General features: G+C 70.9%; 17 protein-coding genes and 1 pseudogene. 10 read left to right on the top strand and 8 right to left on the bottom strand.

What is annotated here, in order from left to right; all coding sequences use genetic code 11:
• Positions 1-55: 55 nt before the first annotated feature.
• On the bottom strand, positions 56-394 hold the full coding sequence (glnK, locus tag Q0C38_RS21045; RefSeq protein ID WP_291299098.1) for a P-II family nitrogen regulator: 339 nt from the start codon (positions 392-394) through the stop codon (positions 56-58).
• A 226-nt stretch (positions 395-620) separates the two neighbouring features.
• Here glnK and Q0C38_RS21040 point away from each other — a divergent pair, with 226 nt between their 5' ends.
• Both Q0C38_RS21040 and Q0C38_RS21035 read left to right on the top strand, forming a co-directional pair.
• Positions 621-1,889, top strand: a complete 1,269-nt coding sequence (locus Q0C38_RS21040) for a UbiH/UbiF/VisC/COQ6 family ubiquinone biosynthesis hydroxylase (RefSeq protein ID WP_291299097.1) — start codon at positions 621-623, stop codon at positions 1,887-1,889.
• 186 nt (positions 1,890-2,075) lie between these two features.
• Positions 2,076-2,915, top strand: coding sequence for a PEP-CTERM sorting domain-containing protein (locus Q0C38_RS21035; RefSeq protein WP_291299096.1), 840 nt, complete (start codon positions 2,076-2,078; stop codon positions 2,913-2,915).
• 789 nt (positions 2,916-3,704) lie between these two features.
• Here the strand turns inward: Q0C38_RS21035 and Q0C38_RS21030 are convergent.
• Entirely contained in the window at positions 3,705-4,112 is a 408-nt protein-coding gene (locus Q0C38_RS21030) for an EAL domain-containing protein (RefSeq protein WP_291299095.1), read from the bottom strand.
• A gap of 152 nt (positions 4,113-4,264) precedes the next feature.
• Here Q0C38_RS21030 and Q0C38_RS21025 point away from each other — a divergent pair, with 152 nt between their 5' ends.
• The gene (locus Q0C38_RS21025; protein WP_291299094.1) at positions 4,265-5,146 is read left to right on the top strand and encodes a PEP-CTERM sorting domain-containing protein; all 882 of its coding nucleotides are present in this window, start codon (positions 4,265-4,267) and stop codon (positions 5,144-5,146) included.
• A gap of 5 nt (positions 5,147-5,151) precedes the next feature.
• Here the strand turns inward: Q0C38_RS21025 and Q0C38_RS21020 are convergent, their stop codons facing one another.
• From Q0C38_RS21020 to Q0C38_RS21010, 3 genes are all read right to left on the bottom strand, one after another.
• Complete coding sequence (locus Q0C38_RS21020) at positions 5,152-5,904, bottom strand: EAL domain-containing protein (protein ID WP_291299093.1); 753 nt, start codon at positions 5,902-5,904, stop codon at positions 5,152-5,154.
• Positions 5,901-6,665 carry an EAL domain-containing protein gene (locus tag Q0C38_RS21015; protein ID WP_291299092.1) on the bottom strand — a complete coding sequence of 255 codons (765 nt, stop codon included), beginning with the start codon at positions 6,663-6,665 and terminating at the stop codon, positions 5,901-5,903. Before Q0C38_RS21015 ends, Q0C38_RS21020 begins: the two co-directional genes overlap by 4 nt.
• Before the next feature lie 146 nt (positions 6,666-6,811).
• The gene (locus Q0C38_RS21010; protein WP_291299091.1) at positions 6,812-8,716 is read right to left on the bottom strand and encodes a potassium transporter Kup; all 1,905 of its coding nucleotides are present in this window, start codon (positions 8,714-8,716) and stop codon (positions 6,812-6,814) included.
• 302 nt (positions 8,717-9,018) lie between these two features.
• Here Q0C38_RS21010 and Q0C38_RS21005 point away from each other — a divergent pair, with 302 nt between their 5' ends.
• Positions 9,019-9,948, top strand: a complete 930-nt coding sequence (locus tag Q0C38_RS21005) for a hypothetical protein (RefSeq protein ID WP_291299090.1) — start codon at positions 9,019-9,021, stop codon at positions 9,946-9,948.
• Between the two features lie 3 nt (positions 9,949-9,951).
• Here Q0C38_RS21005 and Q0C38_RS21000 read toward each other — a convergent pair whose 3' ends face one another.
• Entirely contained in the window at positions 9,952-10,644 is a 693-nt protein-coding gene (locus Q0C38_RS21000; protein ID WP_291299089.1) for a TetR/AcrR family transcriptional regulator, read from the bottom strand.
• Positions 10,645-10,730: 86 nt separating this feature from the next.
• Between Q0C38_RS21000 and Q0C38_RS20995 the strand changes: the two genes are divergently transcribed.
• From Q0C38_RS20995 to Q0C38_RS20985, 3 genes are read left to right on the top strand one after another with little or no spacing between them, the layout of a single operon-like run.
• Positions 10,731-11,924 carry an ABC transporter permease gene (locus tag Q0C38_RS20995; RefSeq protein ID WP_291299088.1) on the top strand — a complete coding sequence of 398 codons (1,194 nt, stop codon included), beginning with the start codon at positions 10,731-10,733 and terminating at the stop codon, positions 11,922-11,924.
• Entirely contained in the window at positions 11,921-12,649 is a 729-nt protein-coding gene (locus Q0C38_RS20990; RefSeq protein WP_291299087.1) for an ABC transporter ATP-binding protein, read from the top strand. Before Q0C38_RS20995 ends, Q0C38_RS20990 begins: the two co-directional genes overlap by 4 nt.
• A 10-nt stretch (positions 12,650-12,659) precedes the next feature.
• The gene (locus Q0C38_RS20985; protein WP_291299086.1) at positions 12,660-13,676 is read left to right on the top strand and encodes an HlyD family secretion protein; all 1,017 of its coding nucleotides are present in this window, start codon (positions 12,660-12,662) and stop codon (positions 13,674-13,676) included.
• On the opposite strand, the gene Q0C38_RS20980 is transcribed toward Q0C38_RS20985, so the two are convergent.
• On the bottom strand, positions 13,630-15,972 hold the full coding sequence (locus Q0C38_RS20980; protein ID WP_291299085.1) for a heavy metal translocating P-type ATPase: 2,343 nt from the start codon (positions 15,970-15,972) through the stop codon (positions 13,630-13,632). The genes Q0C38_RS20985 and Q0C38_RS20980 overlap by 47 nt on opposite strands.
• Before the next feature lie 43 nt (positions 15,973-16,015).
• A complete protein-coding gene (locus Q0C38_RS20975) occupies positions 16,016-16,735 on the bottom strand; it encodes a response regulator transcription factor (protein WP_291299084.1) in 720 nt (239 codons plus the stop codon).
• A 512-nt stretch (positions 16,736-17,247) separates the two neighbouring features.
• Between Q0C38_RS20975 and ribA the strand changes: the two genes are divergently transcribed.
• From ribA to Q0C38_RS20960, 3 genes and pseudogenes are all read left to right on the top strand, one after another.
• Positions 17,248-18,444 (top strand): GTP cyclohydrolase II, encoded by a 1,197-nt coding sequence (ribA, locus tag Q0C38_RS20970; protein ID WP_291299083.1) that lies wholly within the window; start codon positions 17,248-17,250, stop codon positions 18,442-18,444.
• 43 nt (positions 18,445-18,487) lie between these two features.
• Positions 18,488-18,745, top strand: coding sequence for a DUF3297 family protein (locus Q0C38_RS20965; protein ID WP_291299082.1), 258 nt, complete (start codon positions 18,488-18,490; stop codon positions 18,743-18,745).
• 98 nt (positions 18,746-18,843) lie between these two features.
• Positions 18,844-19,290, top strand: a pseudogene (locus Q0C38_RS20960) (hypothetical protein); the annotation flags it as partial.

The raw sequence follows: 19,290 nt of genomic DNA, 5'->3' as shown, positions 1-19,290 counted from the left end.
GATCCTTCCCAGACCAGCTCCCCAAGGGAGCGGTCGTGCAAATCGTGGCGGCGGTTCAGACCGCCGCGGTGTCGGTCTCGCCGGTGCGGATGCGGATCGCGCGCTCGATGTCGAGCACGAAGATCTTGCCGTCGCCGATCTTGCCGGTGTGGGCGGCCTTGGCGATCGCCTCGCACACCTGGTCGGCGAGGTCGTCGTTCACCACGACCTCGATCTTCACCTTCGGCAGGAAGTTCACGTGATACTCCGCGCCGCGATAGATCTCGGTCTGGCCCTTCTGCCGCCCGAACCCCTTCACCTCCGACACGGTGAGGCCCTGCACCCCGAGCGGGGTCAGCGCCTCGCGCACGTCGTCGAGCTTGAAGGGCTTGATGATCGCCATGATCAGTTTCATGCGCCGTCCTCTCCAGCCGTTTTCCGGCACCCGTAGCGTCGGGCAGGGTTTCAAGAACCGTGCCGCGGCGCGGCATTGGGCGGGAGGCAAGGGATTGCCTCGCTTTTCGCGTGGCGGGCGAGGGGGAGGGGCGGCCCACAACCCTGCCCATAAATTATGCAGACGCGCCTTTCCGGCGGCAGATCAGCGCCTTGGCGTGCTCGGCGCCGCCGCCATATGCTGGGGCATGACAACGCACGTGACCGTCTCTGTCTGCATCGTCGGCGCCGGGCCGGTCGGCGCGACGCTCGCCTGCCTGCTGGCCGAGGCCGGCATCACCGCCGCCATCGTTGACCGTGCATCACTGCCGCCGATGGAGCTGCCGGCCTTCGACGGCCGCGCCTATGCCATCGCGCTCACCTCCCGCGCCGTGCTCGAGCAGGCGGGGGTGTGGGCGCGGCTTGGCGGCGCCCCATGCCCGATCCGCCAGATCAGGGTGTCGGACGGCAAGGTCGGGCGGCGGGCGAGCCCGATGTTCCTGCATTTCTCCGCAGCCGAAGTGGGGGAGGATGCGTTCGGCTGGATGGTGGAGGCGCGGCACCTTCGCATCGCGCTGAACGCGCAGCTCCCGCGCCTGCCCGGCCTCTCGGTGTTCGCGCCCGCCGCGATCGCCGCCGTGACGCGGGGCGAGGAGGGGGCCGAGGTGAGGCTCGATGACGGAACGGTCATCGCCTGCCGGCTCGTGGTCGCGGCCGAGGGGCGGGAGAGCGCGCTGCGCACCGAGGCCGGCATCCCGGTCACGCGGTGGGACTATGGGCAGCAGGCGATCGTCTGCGCGGTGCGGCATGAGCGGCCGCACGGGAGCATGGCGGTGGAGCATTTCCTGCCAGGCGGGCCCTTCGCCATCCTGCCGCTGCCGGGAGAGCCTGGCGTCGATGGCCAGCCCGATGGCCGCACCTCGGCCATCGTGTGGTCGGATCGCACGGCGCTGATGGACGCGATCTGGGCGCTGCCGCCCGAGCGGTTCGCGCATGAGGTGGCGCGGCGGTTCGGCGATCACCTCGGGCACGTGACGCCGGCCGGCATGCGCTGGCGTTATCCGCTCTCGGCGCTGGTCGCTGCGCGCTACACCGACACGCGGCTGGCGCTGGTGGGCGATGCGGCGCACGGCATCCACCCGATCGCGGGGCAGGGGCTGAACCTCGGCTTCCGCGACGTCGGCGCGCTGGGCGAGGCGATCGTGGCAGCGGTGCGCGCTGGCGACGATGCAGGCGGTGCCGCGACGCTCGCGCGCTACCAGGCTGCGCGGCGGCCGGCGAACGTGGCGATGCTGGCCGCGACCGATGCGCTCGACCGTCTGTTCTCGACCGACCTCGCACCGGTGCGGCTCGCGCGTGGCCTGGGGCTTGCGGCGGTGCACCGCATCCCGCCGCTGAAGCGCCTGTTCATGCGCACGGCGATGGGCCTCTCGCCGTTGGGCGGGCTGAACCTCGGCGCGCTGCGCAAGGCGGCCTAGAGGGACACCACCGCCCGGCATCACGCACGCTGCAACCACACGTTGGTTGCGTGCGACCGGCCCAAGGCCGTATTGATGCGGAACCGGATTGACTATTCGTGCCGATCGCCTGTCGCACTCCAGGAGCCGCCCGCTTGCCGCTCGGAGAGGAAACGACCCATGCGCCGATCCGCTCGCCCCGCATTCATGACGACGCTTCGCGTGCTCGCGCTCGCAGGCGTGGCCTTCGCCGGCACCGCCGGGATGGCACGCGCGGCCTACTGGAACGTGTTCAACGTCGAGGGCGAAGCGGCGATCCCGGCCAACATCGTCACCTATGCGACGCTCGCCGACATGCTGGGCGACACCAACCGCACCGGCCTGAACGCGCCGAACAATTTCGGCTTCGCCAGGAACATCGTCGGCAGCGGCTCTGACGGCGTGACGTTCTGGAACGTGTTCAACGTCGAGGGCGAAGCCGCCATCCCGGCGAACATCGTCACCTACGCGACCCGCGCCGACATGCTGGGCGACACCAACCGCACCGGCCTGCACGCGCCCAACAGTTTCGGCTTCGCCAGGAACATCATCGGCAGCGGCTCAGACGGCCTCGCCTACTGGAACGTGTTCAACGTGGAGGGCGAAGCTGCGATCCCGGCCAACATCGTCACCTACGCGACGCTCGCCGACATGCTGGGCGACACCAACCGCACCGGCCTGCACGCGCCGAACAATTTCGGCTTCGCCAGGAACATCGTCGGCAGCGGCTCTGACGGCGAGACCTACTGGAACGTATTCAACGTCGAGGAGGAAGCTGCGATCCCGGCCAACATCGTCACCTACGCGACGCTCGCCGACATGCTGGGCGACACCAACCGCACCGGCCTGCACGCGCCCAACAATTTCGGCTTCGCCAGGAACATCGTCGGCAGCGGCGCCGACATCCTGCCGCGGCCTCCGGTCTCGGTTGCCGAACCGGGCACGCTCGCGCTCCTCGGCGTCGGGCTCGCCGCACTTGGCTTCGCCCGGCGCAGAAGGGAAAGCTGAGGCGGCACCCTGAGCAGGCGGCGGGTCAGGCCGCGGGGTTTCCGCCGCGCGAGCGCGAGAGCGCCCATGCCGAGGAACGCGGCGAACAGCGGCAGGCTGGCGGGCGCGGGCACCGCGACGGGCGGCTGAACGACCACGTCGGTGAACAGTTCGAGCGAGAGTTCGCGGAAGCTGATTGAGATCGGCGTGCCAACGACGGGGTTCACGGCAATGCTGGTGGTGAAAGCGAGGGTCAGCGTCGCGCCGCTGACGTAGCGGGACAGGTCGTTGACGCCGGTGCCGCCTGCCACAGGAGACAGCGTGGCGGTGACGAGGGAGCCGCTCGGCGTATCGAACAGGATGAATCCGCTCAACAACTGGATGTTGCTGCCGAGGCGAACGCTGTTGAAGTCGGTGATCGTTCCGAAATCGGCGACGATCTTGGCCGTGAGCGCGAAGCCGGTGATGCCCGTGAAGCCAGAGATGTCGTAGACGAAATCGCCCCGGACCCCGCTTGCACCCACTGGCCTGGTCGCGGTGAAGGTCAGGCCCGTCGTCGTGTCGGCGTCGACCACGTCGGACAAGCTGCCGCTGACCGCGATCGAGGCATCATCCGCCCAGCCTTGGGCGGAGAAGCCCGAGGGGGTGAGGAAGGCAGCGCTTGCCGGCGCTGGCAGGGCCGCAGCCCCGATCGCCGTGACGGCAACAGCCCAGATCATGACGGCGCGCATCGATCCCCCACCCGGTTTATGCCTTTGTCGTTATGAACGGTAATCATGGCGCGAAGAGCGCGTCAACGCGCCTTCGCGCTCAGGCAGCGCAGGACATTCCGGGGTATGCGATCTCGGCGTCCGTCACCAGGCGCTCGAAGGCGGGCTTGGCGATCAAGTAGCCTTGCGCGAAGTCGACGCCCATGTCGCGCAGCACCGCGAACTCGCCCTCGGTCTCCACCCCCTCGGCCGAGAGGGCGAAGCCGCCGCGGCAGGCCTCGACGATCGCCGCCAGCCGCTCGCGCTTGCGCTCATCACGCTCGATGCCGCGGATGAGCGTCATGTCGAGCTTCACGATGTCTGGGCCGATCTCGAACAGCGCGCCAAGCCCGGCGAAGCCAGCGCCGAAATTGTCGAGCGCGGTCAGGATGCCGTGGCGGCGATGGGCAGCCTGACGCGCGGTGACGCCGGCACAGCCGCCGGTCGTTTCGCCATCGCCGTTGCTCAACCGGCAAGCCGCGCGGTACAGTTTCGAAACGAGGTCGCTTGCGCTGCCCTCCGCGTCGGAGGAATCAGGCTTAGCAACGACGCATCGCAGCACGAGCCCCACGCAAGAACCGCACTGCGGCAGCAGCCGCCGGCAAGGGATGGGGACGCACCATGCATTGCAACGTTCCGCCACCGCCTCAGGCATGGCAACCGGCGCGGGCACGGCCCGCCACGAGCGCGCGGAGCGCGTCATGGCCGCGCAACCTCGCCATCGCTGCCTCGCTCTCCTTCGCAGGCGCGGGCGGGGCCAAGGCCGCCTACTGGAACCTCTTCAACGCCGAGGGTGAGAGCGCGCTCTCATCCGTCTACGTCACCTACGACACGCTCACCGACATGCTGACCGACAGCAACCGCACCGGCAGCTTCAACCCAGGCGGTGCCGCCGACAACGTCGTCGGCAGCGATTCCGACGGGGCGACGTGGTGGAGCCTCTTCAACGCCGAGGGCGAGAGTGCGCTCGCGTCCGTCTACGTCACCTACGCCACGCTCGCCGACATGCTGACCGACAGCAACCGGACGGGCAGCTTCAACCCCGGTGGTGCCGCCGACAACGTCGTCGGCACCGGCTCTGACGGCACGACGTACTGGAGCCTGTTCAACGCCGAGGGCGAGAGTGTGCTCGCGTCCGTCTACGTCACCTATGGCACGCTCGCCGACATGCTCACCGACAGCAACCGCACCGGCAGCTTCAACCCCGGTGGTGCCGCCGACAACGTCGTCGGCACCGGGTCGGACGGCAGGACGTACTGGAGCATCTTCAACGCCGAGGGCGAGAGCGCGCTGTCCTCGGTCATCGTCACCTACGCCACGGTCGCCGACATGCTCACCGACAGCAACCGGACGGGCAGCTTCAACCCCGGCGGTGCGGCCGACAATGTCGTCGGCGGTGGTGCCGACATCCTGCAGATCGTTCCGGTTCCGGAACCCGGTACCGCGGCGCTGCTCACCGTCGGGCTGCTCGCGCTCGGCGCGCTGGCGCGGCGCCGCCTCTGAAGCGATCAGGCCGCTTCGGCGGCAGCCGGCGCGGCGAGATCGGGCAGCTCCGCCTCCGCCACCAGCCGCTCGAAGGCGGGCTTGGCGATCAGGTAGCCCTGCGCGAAGCCGACGCCGAGGTCGCGCAGCACGGCGAATTCGCCGGCGCTCTCCACGCCTTCGGCGGAGAGGTCGAAGCCGCCGCGGCAGGCCTCCACGATGGCCGCGAGCCGCTCGCGCTTCTGCCGGTCGCGGTCGATGCCGCGCACCAGTGCCATGTCGAGCTTCACGATGTCGGGGCAGAGGTCGAAGAGATGGCCGAGCCCGGCGAAACCGGCGCCGAAATTGTCGAGCGCGGTCCTGATCCCGTGGCGGCGGTGCGCGCCGATCAGCGCCTGCATGAAGCCGCGGTCGAACACCCGCCCATCCTCGACCAGCTCGAAGGTCAGCCGGTCAGGCGTGATGCCGTGCGCCATGCAGGCGGCGAGGGTGGCGTCGAGCGAGGCGTCGGGGTCGGCGATCGCCCCGGCATTGATGTTGATCGACAGCCGCGTGGCGAGGCCGAGCGTCGCTGCCAGCGCGATCGCCTTCACGCGCGAGGCATGGTCGAACACCGGGCGGTCGGTGGCGGACAGCGCACCGAGGATGGTGTGCGCCAGTTCCCCGCTGGAGCCGCGCACCAGCGCCTCGTGCCCGGCGATCATGCCGGTTTCGAGATCGACGATGGGCTGGAACGCCATCGAGAAGGCGAGCGGGAATGGCGCGGCGGGGCCCGTCATGCGACGCGCACCGCATGGCGCGGGGCGCTGGTCTTCGGGCCGGCGACCGGCTGGCCGAGATCGAGCAGCGCGGGCTGCCAGCCGAGTTCCTCGCGGCGGGGCAGCTTCTCGAAGGCGGGCTTGGCCAGCAGGTAGCCCTGCACGTAGTGCACGCCCGCGTCGATCAGCACCGCGAGCTCACCGTCCGTCTCGACGCCTTCGGCCGTGATGGTGATGCCCATGTCGCGGCAGAGCGCGATCATCCCGGTGGTCAGCGTGCGCTTGCGCAGGTCACGGTCGATTCCGCGCACCAGCGCCATGTCGAACTTCACGATGTCGGGCTGGAGCTCGAGCAGCGTGTTGAGGCCGGAATAGCCGGCGCCGAAATCATCGAGCGCGATCTTGAACCCCTGGGCGCGGTACTCGGTGATGATCCGCCGCATGAAGGCGCTGTCGTTGATGCGCTCGTCCTCGGTGATCTCGAAGGTGAGGGACGAGAGCGGCACGCCGTGCTTGCGCGCGGTGGCGAGCGTGAGCCGCAGGCACGCGGCCGGATCATAGATCGCGTTGGGCATGAAGTTGATCGACAGCCGCGTGTCGAGGCCAAGCGCGGCCGCGAGCGAGATCGCCTTCACCCGGCAGGCCTGGTCGAAGGCATAGCGGGTGTCCTCGCACACCGCGTCGAGGATGGTGCGGGCACCCTCGCCCCTTGTGCCGCGGACCAATGCCTCGTAGCCGGCGATCGTTCCGTCGGCGACCGCCACGATGGGCTGGAAAGCCATGCTGAAATCCAAGGGGAACCGCGGGCCGCCGCGGCAGCCCTCACATCCCATCGCATCGTTCATGTCACGTCGCCCGGTTGCATCGGGCACCGACCATCGCGCGACGGGCCTAACCGTACGTTAACGCGCGTTGATCCGCCGCGGCGTCAGATGGCGACGCGGACGCCGAGCTCCACCACGCGGTCGGACGGGATGCGGAAGAACTCGGTCGCCGACACGGCATTGCGCGCCATCACCATGAACAGCCAGTGCCGCCAGAACGACATCCTGGGCGAGGCGGCCGGCACGACGGTCTCGCGGCCGAGGAAGAAGCTCACCCCCATCGCATCCGCCTCGATGCCTTCCGCCTTCAGCTCGGCCAGCGCGCGGGGAATGTTCGGGCTCTCCATGAAGCCGTAGCGGAGGATGACGCGGTGGATGCCCGGCGAGAGTTCCTCGACGACGCTGCGCGTCTCGGGCGGCGCCACGGGAACGTCCTCGGTCAGCACGGTGAGGAACAGCACCTTCTCGTGCAGCACCTTGTTGTGCTTGAGGTTGTGCAGCAGCGCGCCGGGCACGTAGTCGGGGTTGCCGGTCATGAACACGGCGGTGCCGGGCACGCGGATGGTGCGGCTCTGCGGCAGGCGGGCGAGGAAGCCGGCGAGCGGCAGGCTGTCGGCCCGCCACTTCTCGAACATCAGGTCGCGCCCGCGGCGCCACGACGTCATCAGCAGGAACAGCGTCACGCCGATCAGGATGGGCACCCAGCCGCCATCGGGGATCTTGAGCAGGTTCGAGGCGAAGAACGCGGCGTCGATCACGAGGAACACGCCGAAGGTCGCCGCCGCCTTCCACCGGCTCCAACCGAGCGCCTTGCGCGCCACGACGATGCCGAGCAGCGAGGTGCAGAGGAACGTTCCGGTGACGGCGATGCCGTAGGCCGCGGCAAGCCCCTCGCTCGCGCGGAAGCCGACGACGAGCAGCATGACGCCGACGAAAAGGATGGCGTTGACCTGCGGCATGTAGATCTGGCCCGCCTCCTCGCCGCTCGTATGCCGCACCGTCAGCCGCGGCGAGAAGCCGAGCTGCATCGTCTGCCGCGCGATCGAGAAGGCGCCGGTGATCATCGCCTGGCTCGCGATGATCGTCGCTGCGGTGGCGAGCAGCACGAGCGGCAGGCGGAACCAGTCGGGTGCGAGCAGGAAGAACGGGTTCTCGAGCGCCGATGCATCGCGCAGCAGTAGCGCCGCCTGCCCCACGTAGTTCAGCAGCAGCGACGGCAGCACCAGGAACAGCCACGCCTGCACGATGGGCGTGCGGCCGAAATGGCCCATGTCGGCGTAGAGCGCCTCGGCACCGGTGACGGCCAGCACGATCGCGCCAAGGGCGACGAAGCTCTCCCAGGGGTGATTGACGAAGAACCACATCCCATAGGTCGGCGAGACGGCGGCCAGCACCTGGGGCGCGCGCAGGATCTCGAGGAAGCCGAGCACGGCGAGCACAGCGAACCACACCGCCGTGATCGGCCCATAGATGAGCCCGACCCCGCCGGAGCCGCGATACTGGACCGCAAACACACCGATCAGCACGATCACCGACAGCGGCACGACGTAGCGGTGCAGCGCGGGGTTCACGACCTCGAGCCCCTCGATCGCCGACAGCACTGAGATCGCCGGCGTGATCGCGCCGTCGCCGACGAACAGGCTCGCCCCGGCGATGCCGATCAGCGTCGCGGTTCGCCGGAGCGGCCCGGCCGGCAGCGCGCGGGTGGCCAGGGCCATCAGCGCGAGGATGCCGCCCTCGCCCTTGTTGTCTGCTCGCGTGACGATGCCGATGTACTTCACCGTCACGATGATGATGAGCGACCAGACGACGAGGCTGGTGACGCCGAGCACGTCCGACTGCCTGAGGCCCCCTTCGGCGAAATGGCTGAGCGACGCCTTCATGGCGTAGAGCGGGCTGGTGCCGATGTCGCCATAGACGACGCCGAGGACGCCGAGCAGCAGCGTGATCTTGGGCGTGCCCGACCCGCCTGGCTTCGCCGGGTCATGCGTGGCCGAGACAGAACTCATCGAGGCCCCATGGCATTGTCCTGGGCTGAGGTTTCTGGCCGGGTCGCGGGCCGGGATCCAGGGGACCCGGGTGGGGGGGTGTAGCCGAGGCAGGGCCCCGGGTGAAGCACCATCGCACGCTCCCCTTGCACCCTCTCCCCCTGGCCAGAGGCCTGTTGCCCGCCGCCACCCCCCTCTCCCCCCGCAAACGCGGACGAGGGGGAAGAGAAGCCGGCACAGGCGATCGCCTGCCCTTGCCCGCGGGGCCAGGGGGTCTAAGCTCGCCCGAGACGGGGGGATGGCCAATGCGAACAACCTCGATCATGCCGCTGCTTCTGCTCCTGCTCACGGGAGGGGCGGCGGCGCAGTCACCGCCGCGCCAGACGCTCCCCCCGCCCGTGATCGCCGCGCAGAACGAGCTCTTTGCCGAATGCAGGGGTTATGGCGGGCGCCCCTCGGCGATGGCGGAGTTCATCACCAGCGGCGACCTGAACGGCGATGGAACGACCGACCACATCCTCTCGGTGCAGGGGCTGAACTGCGAGGGCGCTGCCTCCGCCCTCTGCGCGGGGCAGGCCTGCCCGCTGCAGGTCTTCCTTTCGGGACCGTCGGGGTTCCGCCGCGCCTATGCCGAGAACGTTCATGCGTGGGAACTCGACCGCGCGGCGTCGCCCCCGGTGCTGACCGCCATGTGGCTGCCAAGCCATTGCGGCCAGCGCCCCCGCACGCGCGACGGGTGCCGCGCGCGCTACACCATTGCGGGACAATCGGTCACGGAGGTGGGCGCCCGCGCCGGGGCGGCAACCGCCCCCCAGGAGCCACAGCCGCGACAGCAGCAACAGGCGGGCGTGCCGGGCGCCGGGGCGGCGGCGACATGGCAGCTTCGACCCGTCCAGGGCCGCGGCAACGCGGCGATGACGACGGGGCCTGGCGTCGTCGCCGGCTTCGCCCTCGTCTGCAACGGGCCAGCGCCGATCGCGGTGTTCACGCTCCGCGCCCGCCCGCCTGCGGGCCAGACGGTCGTGGCCTTCGCCTTCCCCTCGGGCCGCATCGATGCACCGATCGCCCCGCTCCAGGGAGCAGCGCCCAATGTCTGGTACGCCGACCTCAGCGCGTCCCGCCTGCCGCGGCTGCTCGCGGGCAACGATGCCACCGTGCCGCTGCTGATCAATGGCGGGCGGCAGGGAACACTCTCGCTCACCGGCTCGACCGCCGTGATCCGGAGCGCCCTCGCCCCCTGCTACCGGTTCTGAGCCTCAGGCAGCGATGCCGCGGAGGATGGTCTCGCGCATGCCGGCGCAGAGGGCCTGCGTCTCTGTCCACTCGAACTCGGGGAAGGTGGTCATCAGCGAGACGAGGCCGTGGCCCGAGGCCCAGATCTGCTCCGCCACCATCGCGGCGTCGCCCTTCCGGGCATGGCCCGAGGCCATCAGCGCCGCCACCTCCTCGGCCAGTGCCGCGAAGGTCGCGGCCCCGTTCGGCGAGACGGGGCGGCACTTGGGGTCACCGGGACGGTGGCCGGCAACGCCGACCACCGGCGTCATGAACAGCAGCCGGTACTCCTCGGGGTGGGCGAGGCCCCAGGCAACGTAGGTGTCCATCAGCGCCGCGACCCGGGCGAACGGGTCGCGCGAGCCCGCCGCCGCCTCGCGGGCGCGGGCGAAATTGGCAAGGATGCCTTCGAACACGGCATCGACCACCGCGGCCATCAGGACGATCTTCTCGGGGAAGTAGAGGTAGAGCGCTGCGGGCGAGACGCCAGCGGCCTTGGCGATCGCACGCATCGAGACGCCGTCAACGCCGTGCTTCGCCATCAGCTTGCGCGCGGCGGCAACGACCTGCGTGCGCCTGTCCTCGGCGCTGCGGCGCTTCGACGGGACCGCGCGGCCCTGGCGCCTGCGCGCCGGCACCTTGCCGTTCGTTGCCACTGTGCCGACAGGCCGTGCCACCCAACCTCCACACCGCACCGGATGAACGGCGTTCACATTAGCGCTTGCGCACCGCCGCGCAATCCCCCTATATGAACGTCGTTCACATGAACTACGTTCAGGAGCATGCGGTGGGCGCGATCGCGTGGCGGATGTTGACGGGGGACAGGGCCAAGTATCTCGGCCTCGTCTTCGGCGTCGCCTTCGCCGTGATGCTCATGACGCAGCAGGCCTCGATCTTCGTGGGCCTGATGCTGCGCACGGCAGCCCAGGTGATCGACGTGACCGACGCCGATCTCTGGGTAATGGACCCGCGCATCATCTACGTCGATGAGACCGAGCCGCTGCCCGAGAGTGCGCTGTGGCGCGTGCGCTCCGTGCCGGGCGTGGAATGGGCCGCGCCGTTCTTCAAGGCGCTCTCCGTCGCCCGCGCGCCCGATGGGCGGCTGCAGCAGGTGTTCGTGCTCGGCGTCGATGACGCGACGCTGGCGGGTGCGCCGTCGCGCATGATCGAAGGCTCGGTCGAGGATCTGCGCCGCCCAGGCGCCGTGGTGATCGACCGCGTCGGCGCGCTGTTCATCTGGCCAGGGGAGAAAGGCTCGGAAACGGGCTCGCCGCGGCGATCGGATGTGGGCCGGACGCTCGAGATGGCCGACAGGCGTGCCACCATCGTCGGCACGGCGGAGACCTCGGCCCCCTTCACCACCTTCCCCGTCGTCTATACGCGCTATTCCGAGGCGTTGCGCTTCGCCCCGCCGCCGCGCAAGCCGCTGTCCTACATCCTCGTGCGCGCCCAGGCCGGCGAGGATCATGCCGCCCTCGCTGCGCGCATCGCCGCCGAGACGGGGCTGAAGGCGCTGCCGTGGCGCCAGTTCGCGTGGGAAACGATCCGCTACTACCTGCAGCGCACCGGCATCCCGATCAATTTCGGCATCACCGTCATCCTCGGCTTCGTCGTCGGCGCCGCCGTGGTCGGGCAGACCTTCTCCATCTTCGTGCTCGAGAACCTGCGGCAGTTCGGCGCGCTGAAGGCGATGGGTGTCGCCAACGGAACGATCCTCCGGATGGTGCTGCTTCAGGGTGCGGCGATCGGCATCCTCGGCTTCGGCATCGGCATCGGCATGGCGGCGGCGTTCTTCGAGATCACGAGCCGCACGAATGTCGACCTCCGCGGCTTCTTCCTCGTCTGGCAGGTGGCGGCGGGAACGGCGGTTGCCGTGGCGCTCATCATCGTCGGCTCCGCCCTGCTCGCCATCCGCCGCGCGCTCGTGCTCGACCCCGCCGTGGTGTTCCGCACATGAGCGCGGTGGTGGAGGCACCCATCGTCCAGGCGCGGGGCGTGGTGAAGGATTTCGCGGCCGGCGACGAGAGCCTGCGCGTGCTGCACGGCATCGACCTCGACGTGCGGGCGGGCGAGCTCATGCTCGTCGTCGGCCCCTCTGGCTGCGGCAAGACGACGCTGATCTCCATCCTCGCAGGCATCCTCTCGGCCACCGAGGGCGAGGTGCGCGTCGGCGGCCGCGCGCTCGGCGGATTGTCGGCCAGGAAGCTCGCTGCGTTCCGGCGCGAGACGGTGGGGTTCATCTTCCAGCAGTACAACCTGCTGCCCTCGCTCACCGCCGCCGAGAACGCCGCCGTCCCTCTCGTTGCGCGCGGCGAACGTCTTGGTGCGGCCGAGAAGAAGGCGCGCCTGGTGCTCGAGCGCCTCGGCATGGGGCCGCATGCGGGCAAGCAGCCGCGGCAGCTTTCGGGCGGGCAGATGCAGCGCGTGGCGATCGCCCGCGCGCTGGTGCACGACCCCGCCTTCATCGTGTGCGACGAGCCCACCGCCGCTCTCGACGCCGCCTCGGGCCGCGCGGCGATGGAATTGCTGCGCGACGCCGCGCGCGACCCCCACCGCGCCGTCGTCGTCGTCACGCATGATCCGCGCATCTACGGCTTCGCCGATCGCCTGGCCGAGATGGAGGACGGCCGCGTGACGCGCGTGCTGGATGAGCCGGCCGCCATCCGCGCCCTGTCGCATTGAGGACCGACGCATGTCGAAACGCTCTCTCTCAGCCCTCATCCTCCCCACGCTCGCCCTCGGTGGCGCGCTGTTCACCACCTGGTCGATCATGGGCCAGCCGGGCGCGCCGGAACGCACCGCGCCACCCTCCGTTCCGGTCTCGAATCCCTACGCCGCCGCTGTCGCGGGCCTTGGCGAGATCGAGCCCGCCAGCGAGACGGTGGCGATCGGCACCGACCTCTCGGGGCTCGTCTCCGCCGTGCATGTGCGGCCGGGCGACGCGCTGGCACAGGGCGCACCGCTGTTCTCGCTCGACGATCGCCGCCTTCGCGCAGCGCTGGCGGAAGCCGTCGCCTCGCTCGCCGCCACGGTGGCCGACCGTGCGGAAGCCGAGGCCTCGCTCGCCGCGGCGTGGGCAGAGCGTGACCGCGCCGCCGCCGACGCCGCGCGCTACCGAAGCCTTGCGCGCACCGACATCGCCGCCTCGCGCCAGCGCATCGAGACGGCGGTGGCCGACAGCCGCAAGGCGGAGGCGCAGATCAGGCTCGCCGAGGCCCGCATCGCCTCGGCCGAGGCAGCGACAGCCCGCGCGGCGGCGCAGCGCGACCGTGCCGCCGTCGACCTCGACAAGACCGTGCTCCGCGCGCCCTTCGCCGGAACGGTGCTGCGCGTCAACGTCCGCCCCGGCGAGTACGCGCAGGGTGCGGCGTTGTCTGATCCGCTGGTGGTGTTCGGCGCGATCGACCCGCTGCACGTGCGCGTGCAGGTGGACGAGACCGACGCGCACCGCCTGATGTCCACCGCCACGGCGCGCGGCTTCCTGCGTGGCGATGGCTCACGCTCCGCCCCACTCGACTTCGTGCGCATCGAACCGCTTGCGCGGGCGAAACGGTTCCTGAGCAACGCACCCGGCGAGCGCGTGGACACCCGCGTGGTCGAGGTGATCTACCGCCTCGACCCTGGCGCGCTGCCCGTCACGGTCGGGCAGATGCTGGACGTGTTCATTGCGGCGGAACCGCGCGCCGTCGTGCAGGCATCGGCACGCTGACTGCCGGCCGCCCGAGCTCCGGGGAGACTTCGGCGAGCACTTCCTCCTCGGCGGCGAGGTGCAACGTCAGCAGCGCCTCGAGCGTGAACAGCGCGCGGCGAAGCTCAGGTGCGGCGCGGTCCCATCCATCCGGTTCCGACGCCAGTGCCATGAGGGCGCCGAGACGTGCCGTGACCGTCTCGATCTCGGCATGCATGCGCGACAGCGCTGCCATCGGATCACGCCCGCCGAGCTCGCGCGCGACTGCGGGGTACAGCGCCTCCTCCTCCGCGTGCTGGTGCGGCAGCACCTCGGCCCGCAGCGCAGCTTCCGCGGCGGCAATGCGCGGCAACGCAACGGCGCCGTCCGACACCGCATCGCCCGCCTCGCGGAGATGCGCGGCCAGCACACGGAACCCGGCATGCTCCGCCGTGCGCGCGGCAAGCCCGGCGGTGTCGGCGAGCGTGCCCACGGCGCTGTCATCGCGGCCAGGGCGAAGTGCTGTGAGGGCGAACAGGATCGCGGCAACGTCGATCGCCTCCTGCACCAGCGCGCCGGCCAGCGGCGGCAGGTGGCCGAGTGCCGCGGCGATCATCGCGATGCCCGACAGCCCCATGCCGAGCATGATCGCCTGCAACGCGATGCGGCGGCTCCTCACCGCGATCGCCACCGCCTCGGCCACGCGGTCGAGACGATCAACCATCAGCACGACATCGGCTGCCTCCGCCGCTGCCGCGGTGCCGTGCGCGCCCATGGCAATGCCGACATCGGCCGCGGCGAGGGCTGGCGCGTCGTTCACGCCATCGCCCACCATCGCCGCCGGTGCGCGGGCGCGCTCGGTGCGCACGGTGGCGATCTTGTCCTCGGGCGAAAGGTCGGCGAGCACGGCATCGAGGCGCAGCGCTGCCGCGATCGGCGTTGCCGCCGCGGCGCGGTCACCCGTCACCATCACCAGGCGCGTCACGCCGGCCGCACGCAGCAGCCGCACCGCGCGCGGCGCTTCCGGCCGCACGCCATCGGCCATCACGAAGGCAGCGACGGCACCGCCATCGGCCGCGAGCCAGGCGATGCTGCCGGCAGCGGCGAGGCTCGCGGCGGCGCCCAGCCCATCCGCCGGCCCGAGGCCACGGCCATGCAGGAACCCCTCGCTGCCGAGCGCTGCCGGTCGCCCGCCGACGCTGCCGGTGAGCCCCCCGCCGGGATGTTCCTCGATCGTATCGGCCATCGGCACGTCGAGGGCCGCGGCGGCCGTCACCAGGGCAGTGGAGACAGGGTGGGTCGAGCCCTGCGCGAGCGAGGCGGCGAGGGCCAGTGCCTCATCGCGTGACCAGCCCGGGATCGTTTCGACCGCGGCAAGCCTTGGCCGCCCCGGCGTCAGCGTGCCGGTCTTGTCGAACAGCACGGTGCGGATGCGCGCCAGGCGCTCAAGCGCGCCGCCGCCCTTGACCACGATGCCACGCCGCGCCGCGCGCCCGATGCCGGCCATCAGCGCGATGGGTGCCGCGAGGATCAGCGGGCAGGGTGTCGCGACGACGAGAACGGCGAGCGCACGCACGGGATCGCCCGAGACGATCCAGGCCCCACCCGCGAGCAGCGCGGTCGCGGCGAGGAAGCCCAGCGCCCACTGGTCGGCCAGCCGCGCAAGCGGCGGGCGCTCGGCCGCCGCGGCCTCAGTCAGCCGCACGATCGCGGCGTAGGTGGAGGCCTCCGCCCCGGCGGTGGCGCGAAGGCGGAAGGCGGGCCCGGCATTCACCCCGCCGCTGCGCAAGCCTGCGGCGCGAGCGTAGGAGGCGGGCATCGGCTCGCCGGTCAGCACGCTCTCGTCGAGCACCGCTGCCTCATCCTCCAGCACGCCGTCGACCGGCACCGTCTCGGCCGGGCGGACGAGCAGGAGGTCGCCCGCGGCGATCTCGGCGACCGCGACCTCCACCACGCCATCGGCGCCGATGCGCGCGGCGGAGCGTGGCGCGCGGGCGAGCAGGTCGGCCAACGCACGCGTCGCCCTGCCCTCGGCCCAGGCTTCGAGCGCCTCGCCGCCCGCGACCATGAGCGAGACGACGGCAGCCGCGGCGTTCTCGCCGAGCGCCAGCGCCGCGACGATGGCAGCGAGCGCGATGACATCGACGCCGAGCTGCCCGCCCGCCAGCGCGCGGATGATCGAGATGGCGACCCTGATGGCAACGGGGATCGATGCGGCCGCCCAGGCCAGCGCGGCGACGTCAGGCCGGCCGAGCGCGGTGGCGAGAAGCCCGGCAGCGAGGCCGAGGGCGACCCAGCCGAGCAGCAGGAAGCGTGCCCGGCCGGGGGTGTCGGTCATGCGGTGGGCGCGGTCACGCCGGGTTGTCGCACGCCGGGTCGTCTCACGCGGGCTGGGGCACCCAGGTGGCGTTGAGCTTGTAGCCGCCGCTCTCGGTCACCAGCAGGCGGGCGTTCGCGGGGTCGGGCTCGACCTTCTGGCGCAGGCGGTAGATGTGGGTTTCGAGCGTGTGCGTGGTGACCGCCGCATTGTAGCCCCACACCTCGTTCAGCAGCACCTGGCGTGCAACCGGCTTGCCCTCGGCGCGGTAGAGATATTTCAGGATCGCGGCTTCCTTCTCCGTCAGCCTGATCTTGCGGTTGCGCGCGGCTTCCAGCAGCAGCTTCGCCGCCGGGCGGAACGTGTATGGCCCGATCGTGAACACCGCGTCGTCGGAATTGTCGAAGATCGCGAGATGGCGGCGCAGGCGCGCGAGCAGTTCGCCGAGCCGGAACGGCTTCACGAGATAGTCGTTCGCGCCGCTGTCGAGGCCACGGATCGTGTCGGCTTCGGTGTCGGCGCCGGTGAGCATGATGATCGGCACCTTCACGCCCGCCGCGCGCATGCGGCGGGTGAAGTCGCGCCCGTCGCCATCGGGCAGGGACACGTCGAGCAGCAGCGCATCGAACCGCGCCGCTGCGCCGCCGGCCAACTGCGTCTCGGCGGCCGTGAGGCAATCCGCCTCGGTCGGGGCAAACTCGCCCTCGGCCCGAAGCTGCTCTGCCAGCGTCTCGCGGAGGGCACGGTCGTCGTCGACGATGAGGATGGGTCGCGCAAGCGCCATGGTCTGATGTCTTCCCCGTTTCTTCTCACACTGTGCCAGCCGGTTCCCAACCCAGGCAAGCAAGCTCCAGGCAAGCAAGCCCCAGGCAAGCAAGCCCCAGGCAAGCAAGCCCCAGGCACACAAGCGGGGGCAGGGCGCGGCCGGCCGCGCCGGGGCAGGAGCAGGGGATCGAACGCTGCCCCCGGCCACCGGCCCGGCCCCCTACAATGTCGGTCCGCACCCGCGACGATGCAGCGGCACCCAATGCACGATCCCGTGAAGTGCTGCATCCACCCCCTATGCATCTCTGTTCAGCGTTCGGAGGTTGTCGGGGTGGTGGTCTGCACCATCTCACCAACGCCACCCAACTGTGTGTTTCACGACACCGTCACCCAAAGGCCACCTCGCCGGGCCCGGTCTGCCTTGTTTGCGCCCCGATCCGGTTCACACACTCCGCGAGGGAAGAAGGAACGACCATGTCACCGACCGCCACGCGCGGCGCCGAGGTTTCGGCCGAGAGGCGCTCTTCCACGATGAACACGACAGTTACTGTGTCCGGCACTGTGTCCGGTTCCGCATCCGGTCCAGCATCCGGCCAGGCAACGGAGGCCGACGGCCAGGCTGAGGGCGAGCGCGCGCTGCGCCACGTCCACCGCTGTGTCGCCGAACTACGCCGGGGCGCTGCCGCGCTGCTGCTGGCCGAGGATGGCGCCTGGCTCGTCGCCGCCGCCGAGCTTGCCTCGCCGGCCACGCTCGCGCGCCTCGATGCCCTTGGCGCCCAGGCGCCGCTGCTGCTGCTCGCCCCGGCCCGTGCCGCTGCCGTCCTGCAGGGTCCTGCCCCGGGCGGGGCCGACGTTGCCGCCGTCGCCTTCCGCCTCCCCGCGGGCGTCACGCCCTCCCAGCTCCGCGCGCTGGCCGATCCGACGGCGGAACAGCCGACGCAGCGACCCGACCTCGCCGGCCCTGCCCCTGCCCAGGGCGCGGCCGCGGCGATCCAGCTCGCCAAGCTCGCCCGCCTGCTGCCGGCGGTCGTGGTCGCACCGGTCGACACCGCTGGCGATGCGGCAGGCTTCGCGCGCCGCCAGGACCTGCTGTCGGTTCCCGCTGCGAAGGTGCTTGGCTATCCCGACATGGTGGCCGCGACATTGACGCGGGTGGCCGAAGCCTCCGTCCCGCTCGAGGACAGCGCGGCGACGCGGATCATCGCCTTCCGCCCCGCCGATGGCGGCACCGAGCACCTGGCCATCGTCGTCGGCGATCCGTGGAAGGCCGGCGAGCCGCCGCTCGTCCGCCTGCACAGCGAGTGCTTCACCGGCGACCTGCTCGGCTCCCTCCGCTGCGATTGCGGGCCGCAGCTGCGCGGCGCGCTGAAGCTGATGGCCGACGAGGGTGCGGGCGTGCTGCTGTACCTGAGCCAGGAGGGGCGCGGCATCGGCCTCGTCAACAAGCTCCGCGCCTACGAGTTGCAGGATGGTGGCGCCGACACGCATGACGCGAACACCCGCCTCGGCTATGGCGCGGATGAGCGGAACTTCATGATCGCCGCGTCGATGCTGCGCGACCTCGGCTTCGACGCCGCGCGCGTGCTGACCAACAACCCGGACAAGGTGGCGGCGCTGGAGGCCTGCGGCATCGCCGTGGCCAACCGCGTGGCGCACGCCTTCCCGCCGACGCAGCACAACGCCCGCTACCTCCAGACGAAGGCAGAGCGGTTCGGCCACCTCTTCTGATCCACCTGTTCCGGTTGGGCTGGGTGCTGTATCTCCGGGCCGCATGACAGACGAGCCAGCACCCCCGCCGCCCACCCTCCCCGACCGGCTGTCGTCCGACCCGGCGAGCCCGCACTACGATGCCGCCCTGCTCGAGCGCGGCATCGGCATCCGCTTCAACGGCGCCGAGAAGACCAACGTGGTCGAGTACAGCGTCACCGAGGGCTGGATCCGCGTTTCCGTCGGCAAGGCGGTCGACCGGCGCGGCCAGCCGCTGACCATGAAGCTCAACGGCAGGGTCGAGCCCTACCTGAAGGCCTGAACAGGCCGATTATGCCCGGCAAGCCATGCCGGGGCGGTTGCTGAGCCCAGTCATTCCAACAGCTTGCGCGCTGGCACGGCCGTTGCGAAGGCGTTTGCATGACCGCCGTCGCCGCCCCTTCAGCACCAACCGCCGCTGAGCGCCCCGCTCTCGCCGGCCCGCCGCTCGGCCGCGACGAGATCGCGCCGATGCCGGCGGAGATGACATTCGGTGAGTTCCTCTCCGCCCTGAACCCGCTGCACCACATCCCCGTCGTCGGCTGGGTCTACCGGCAGATCACCGGCGAGGCGATCCAGCCTGCCATGCGCGCGCTCGGCGGCCTGTTGATGGGCGGGCCGATCGGGGCGATCGCGTCTGCCGTCGGCGCCCTGGCCGAGGAGATCATCGGCGCGACCGACTATTCCGCGCCGACCGCCATTGCCGGAGCCACGCCCGCCGCCGCGTCCGCCGTTGCCGCCGCGCCCGCCGCGGCGGCATCGCCCGGCAGGCTCGCGACGATCACGCCGCCCGAAGGCCAGCCGATGCCGCTCGCCGCCAGGCTCGCC

The sequence above is a fragment of the Elioraea sp. genome (genome assembly GCF_022842375.1).
Taxonomy (GTDB): domain Bacteria; phylum Pseudomonadota; class Alphaproteobacteria; order Acetobacterales; family Acetobacteraceae; genus Elioraea_A.
The sequence above is the reverse complement of the archived record's forward strand: the minus strand, read 5'-3'. Positions and strand labels throughout refer to the sequence as shown.

Bases quoted from the DNA above. Each gene is read 5' to 3' on its own strand.
- Q0C38_RS20975 (WP_291299084.1), bottom strand. From the start codon at position 16,735: ATGGCGCTTGCGCGACCCATCCTCATCGTCGACGACGACCGTGCCCTC.
- Q0C38_RS20990 (WP_291299087.1), top strand. From the start codon at position 11,921: ATGAGCGCGGTGGTGGAGGCACCCATCGTCCAGGCGCGGGGCGTGGTG.
- glnK (WP_291299098.1), bottom strand. From the start codon at position 394: ATGAAACTGATCATGGCGATCATCAAGCCCTTCAAGCTCGACGACGTG.
- Q0C38_RS21005 (WP_291299090.1), top strand. From the start codon at position 9,019: ATGCCGCTGCTTCTGCTCCTGCTCACGGGAGGGGCGGCGGCGCAGTCA.
- Q0C38_RS21015 (WP_291299092.1), bottom strand. From the start codon at position 6,665: ATGGCTTTCCAGCCCATCGTGGCGGTCGCCGACGGAACGATCGCCGGC.
- Q0C38_RS20995 (WP_291299088.1), top strand. From the start codon at position 10,731: ATGAACTACGTTCAGGAGCATGCGGTGGGCGCGATCGCGTGGCGGATG.
- ribA (WP_291299083.1), top strand. From the start codon at position 17,248: ATGAACACGACAGTTACTGTGTCCGGCACTGTGTCCGGTTCCGCATCC.
- Q0C38_RS20980 (WP_291299085.1), bottom strand. From the start codon at position 15,972: ATGACCGACACCCCCGGCCGGGCACGCTTCCTGCTGCTCGGCTGGGTC.
- Q0C38_RS21025 (WP_291299094.1), top strand. From the start codon at position 4,265: ATGCATTGCAACGTTCCGCCACCGCCTCAGGCATGGCAACCGGCGCGG.
- Q0C38_RS20965 (WP_291299082.1), top strand. From the start codon at position 18,488: ATGACAGACGAGCCAGCACCCCCGCCGCCCACCCTCCCCGACCGGCTG.
- Q0C38_RS21020 (WP_291299093.1), bottom strand. From the start codon at position 5,904: ATGACGGGCCCCGCCGCGCCATTCCCGCTCGCCTTCTCGATGGCGTTC.
- Q0C38_RS21035 (WP_291299096.1), top strand. From the start codon at position 2,076: ATGACGACGCTTCGCGTGCTCGCGCTCGCAGGCGTGGCCTTCGCCGGC.
- Q0C38_RS21010 (WP_291299091.1), bottom strand. From the start codon at position 8,716: ATGAGTTCTGTCTCGGCCACGCATGACCCGGCGAAGCCAGGCGGGTCG.
- Q0C38_RS20985 (WP_291299086.1), top strand. From the start codon at position 12,660: ATGTCGAAACGCTCTCTCTCAGCCCTCATCCTCCCCACGCTCGCCCTC.
- Q0C38_RS21040 (WP_291299097.1), top strand. From the start codon at position 621: ATGACAACGCACGTGACCGTCTCTGTCTGCATCGTCGGCGCCGGGCCG.